The sequence below is a fragment of the bacterium genome, from assembly GCA_040756715.1.
Classification (GTDB): Bacteria; UBA9089; UBA9088; order UBA9088; family UBA9088; genus JBFLYE01.
On record JBFLYE010000065.1, the window covers coordinates 1 to 3447 of the forward strand.

The 3447-nt window shown below is 35.5% G+C and carries 5 protein-coding genes; all 5 read right to left on the minus strand.

All coding sequences use genetic code 11. The features are described 5' to 3' along the window. Positions 1-66: 66 nt before the first annotated feature. Entirely contained in the window at positions 67-486 is a 420-nt protein-coding gene (locus AB1397_02695; GenBank protein MEW6481900.1) for a hypothetical protein, read from the minus strand. A gap of 107 nt (positions 487-593) precedes the next feature. Continuing rightward, on the minus strand, positions 594-1217 hold the full coding sequence (locus AB1397_02700) for a hypothetical protein (protein MEW6481901.1): 624 nt from the start codon (positions 1215-1217) through the stop codon (positions 594-596). Next, positions 1214-1849: a hypothetical protein gene (locus AB1397_02705; protein MEW6481902.1), complete on the minus strand. Its 636-nt coding sequence runs from the start codon at positions 1847-1849 to the stop codon at positions 1214-1216. The genes AB1397_02700 and AB1397_02705 overlap by 4 nt, the downstream gene beginning before the upstream one ends. A 487-nt stretch (positions 1850-2336) precedes the next feature. After that, positions 2337-2495, minus strand: coding sequence for an FAD-binding protein (locus tag AB1397_02710; protein MEW6481903.1), 159 nt, complete (start codon positions 2493-2495; stop codon positions 2337-2339). Further along, positions 2452-3168, minus strand: a complete 717-nt coding sequence (locus AB1397_02715) for a DUF3782 domain-containing protein (GenBank protein ID MEW6481904.1) — start codon at positions 3166-3168, stop codon at positions 2452-2454. The genes AB1397_02710 and AB1397_02715 overlap by 44 nt, the downstream gene beginning before the upstream one ends. Positions 3169-3447: the final 279 nt, after the last annotated feature.

A 3447-nucleotide genomic window follows, 5' to 3' on the forward strand; every position in this document is an offset into this window, starting at 1 on the left:
AAATTCAAAAGAACAATTCAAAATTCACTCCTTCTTCAAACAGGCATTTCTTGTCTTTCTTATGGGCTAGTTTCCATATGCCAAATAACAAGCCACACTTTGAGCAATTGGTTGTTTTGTATGGGCTTCATAGTAGCTAAAAGCTGGGCTGGGATTAACCTCAAGACAAAAAACTTGGTTATTGGGTGTAATCATAAGGTCAATGCCAGCAAATGTCAGTCCAATGTCCTGAGAAAGCCTAATACATCGCTGTGCAATTTCATCAGGTAACTTAAATTCCTTTAACTCTGCCTTATATGCATAGCGATAGTCAGTTGCATCAGTATTAATCATGGTGGCAAAGACTTTTGTATTCACAGTATGTACCCTAATATTATAGTTAATTCCACAACGCTTTACAAAATGTATGGGTTTAGATAATCTTAAGGAAAACTTTATAAAATTATGAATTTTGAATGTTGAATTTTGAATTAAAAGGGAAAAAATTTTATAAAACTTAAACCTTCAATTCAAAATTCAAAATTTAGAATTCAAAATTTCTTAAAAGGTGGATGAATTTTTAACAGATAAACACAACCCTATCTATTTTTGCACTAAGTAATGGAAGATACTATAGTCCCCTCTATAAATTCCTGGAATTGAATGGGGCAGCCTCGAATAGAATCTATTCTCTCTAAATCCTTCTCATTGAGAGTTTGAACAATAGAGCGTATTCCACTTATCGACTTGTAGATTATCTTTTTATGTTTAATAAGAAATTCTTGGACAAGCTCTGGGTCATTTGTAATAAGGGTCTCTGGGATCAAGAAACCATTCTTGCGAATGATCTGGGCTTGATAGGGCTTAGAGCAACCAGATGCCATTGGTGCACTCCGATTAACCACACGACAATGGGTAATCTCACACCAATTTACCAATGTTTCATGAAGGATACGGCTATAATTTTGTTTTGGCGAGTTTGGTGGTTCATCTTTAAGTTCGGGTAAAAGTTGATAATCCATTAACCTGAGGTATACACCATAAATATCCTCAAGGCGATAGCTTCTCTCTTCCAACTTGAGAAAACCGGTTATCTTTTCTTTTGATATCTCAAAATCCATTTCTATATTGGCAAAGTTTCGCTGATTAAATATGGCGTAAGGCACACCCATTTTTGTTAACTCTTTACTAACCATTGCAACTGGCGCCTCAGATGGAATACCACATAGAATAATCATCTTTCTAATAATACAGATGCTAGTGCACTTAGCAACCTTTCTCCACCAAGCCTAAGATCAGGTAGGGGTGTTGCACCAATAAATCTTAACCCACCCATTAAATCAAAAGCAAAATCAATGCCAAGAAGGGGTGTTTTGGCAAGCTCTGCAAGGCGTTGGCAGGCTTTAAGTATATCAGAATCTATCCCTTCTCCAATTACATATCTTGCCACAACAATAGCTGTGTTTACCGGGAGAGAAATGTGCTTTCTGGAAAGATCGGCTTTGCCAATTTTGCTCCCTTGCCTATAAGGGGTTATGGGAAGCCCTGCCTTTGAGGCAAGATAAATCCACTCTGATATATGTCGCCACTGACCCGAGAGCCCTTGGGGCGTTGGAGGATTTAAAATAGGGCAAGGTATGCTATAGAGCCAGCTTAAAAAGAATGCAAAAAATTCTTGCTGGGCATAGTTGCGGTCATCTGGCTTGACCCTCTTAAGGCAATTAGGCGATATTGATAAAAGCCGGTTAATTACCCCTTTGATATTTTCACTTGAGATTACTAAACCATCGGCCAGGGTAATCTCAAAACCAACACCCTTATTTCCTAACCAATGCTTCCAACAGAGGGAATACCCCACCTTACTGATCAACTTATAGTTAATTCCATAACGCTTTACAAAATGTATGTGTTTAGATAATCTTAAGGAAAACTTTATAAAATTATGAATTTTGAATGTTGAATTTTGAATTAAAAGGGAAAAAATTTTATAAAACTTAAACCTTTTTCAATTCAAAATTCAAAATTTAGAATTCAAAATTTCTTAAAAGGTGGATGAATTTTTAAACAGATAAACACAACCCTATCTATTTTTGCACTAAGTAATGGAAGATACTATAATTACCTAATTACCTAAACTTTTGTCAAGCTTTTTGAATGTGTGTAGTTACAATCTCAAAATGTTTAAACAGATAAACACACACTATCTTGTGTTTAAGCCTCCTTATCTAAAGAGTCAGAAATCGCTTTAATGGTAAATTTTAAAAACGGATTGCTCGCATCATAGCGAATTTTAAGTGATTATTCGTGTGATTAGTTGTTATTCGTTTTCATTCGTTATTAAAAATCTCCATCAAAATTTAACATTTCTTCTCAACAATTAAAGCTTTATAGCCGATCTTTCCTATCTCAATGGCAGAGGTTAGACCAGCAATCCCTCCGCCTACAACCAGAACATCCTTTTTAGGATTCCTCTCATAAATGGATTCCCTTTTCTCTTGCCCTTCTGGAAAGCTCATAAGACCTGTAAAGCTTTATGTGGGGATATTCTTTTTTAAGGTATGCCTCTACATTGGGATGGATTGAATAACAAAGGAAAAAGGGGAATATATCGGCTTTTAAGTAATTTCTTGCCCTTTTAATAAGCTTTGAAAAATCCTTAATATCGTTTTTTCCTATGCTTGCCTTAGATTCTCCAATGATGTATATCTTCTTTCCATTCTTTGTTGCCTCAGCATAGATATTTATCTCATCCTCATTGCCATCAGGATAGATAAAGAATCTCCTTTCAAATTCTTTTTCTACTTTAATTTCAAAATCCTCCTTTAGCACATAAGGAAAGATGGAGTAGTATTTTTCCTCAAGCTCATAGCCAATGGTATCTGATATACCACCCAATCTTTGGTTCGTTTTTTTCTGGGCTTCGGCAAGCTCTTCTACCCTCTGTTCTGTCCTTTTCTGTGCCTCGGCAAGCTCTTCTACCCTCTGTTCTGTCCTTTTCTGTGCCTCGGCAAGCTCTTGCAAAGCTTTATCAAGCCTATTTACCTCCTTCTGGGTTTCTCTCTGAGCAATGGCAAGCTTCCTTACCTCATTGGCAAGAAGGTTAAACTCCTCCCTGTCTACCTTTATACCCTTTGTTTTTTCTTCTACAATGGTTTCTATTGTTTTATAAAGCTCAAGATCTATAGCCATATTTTTATTGTAACTTTAGGGTAGCCTTTTGTCAATTTTATTTTACAAAGCCTGTTAAACCAAAGCGAGAGTATGTGTTTAGGTAGACGAGAAGAAGAAAGGAAGTTAAAATGAAAGAAAGGCAGGAAATCCGAAAGGACAAAGTAGGAAATAATATTATAGTTAATTCCATAACGCTTTACAAAATGTATGTGTTTAGATAATCTTAAGGAAAACTTTATAAAATTATGAATTTTGAATGTTGAATTTTGAATTAAAAGGGAAAAAATTTTATAAAAC

Coding starts and splice junctions, on each gene's coding strand:
- AB1397_02700 (MEW6481901.1), bottom strand. CDS start 1,217: ATGATTATTCTATGTGGTATTCCATCTGAGGCGCCAGTTGCAATGGTT.
- AB1397_02710 (MEW6481903.1), bottom strand. CDS start 2,495: ATGAGCTTTCCAGAAGGGCAAGAGAAAAGGGAATCCATTTATGAGAGG.
- AB1397_02715 (MEW6481904.1), bottom strand. CDS start 3,168: ATGGCTATAGATCTTGAGCTTTATAAAACAATAGAAACCATTGTAGAA.